General features: G+C 37.4%; 1 pseudogene. It reads left to right on the forward strand.

Features of this window, described 5'->3' with window-relative positions:
- Positions 1–685 (forward strand): annotated as a pseudogene (locus ACYVRA_RS07920) (hypothetical protein); the annotation flags it as partial.

Genomic DNA, 685 nt, shown 5'->3' on the forward strand with positions numbered 1-685 from the left:
ACATTCTTATTTGGAACAGATCGCTCCTGAGGATCTTGTAGAAAAAGAAATAAATCGCATTGTACCAAAAGCAATACAGACAGAAATTGCTCTTTTGGTTCAGAAGGAAGGATTTAGAAAAGCAAAAACATTAATACAGAAAAAATATAAACACCTCAATGTTTTTCGGGACAAATGGGTAACTCGCGCTCCTCTGGAATCCCTCTCCGAGCGTGACATTCCCAATATTGCCGATCCAATTATTAGGGAGCAAGTTCAGAAATTTATAAAATCTCATCCAATTAAGACAGGACAGAAATTACAAGATGTGTTGATCCGTTTCAGCGAAAAAACAGGGATTTATTCGCTTAGATATTTCCCAAAAGATCAAATACCTGTTTTTATTAATTCCTGTAAAAATAAAGCCTATATGCCGGGTGATTATTATAGGGTAGATATTTGGCGGATTCCTCAACCAAAGGGAAAATACAAATATGAGGGTGTGTTTGTATCTCGCCCTGAAGCTATGCGGCAACAACTGCATGGTGATGATGCGGTTTCTCTGCAAAAACCTCATCCTGCGGCTAAGTTGGTTATGAGTCTTTGCAAAAATGATATTATTGCTTTATCTAATGAAACAGAACAGGAACTTTGTAAGATTGCAGGTTTTTCAACCACGCAGAATAAGATAGATATTCGTCCTCTG

The sequence above is a fragment of the Treponema sp. R8-4-B8 genome, from assembly GCF_054786175.1.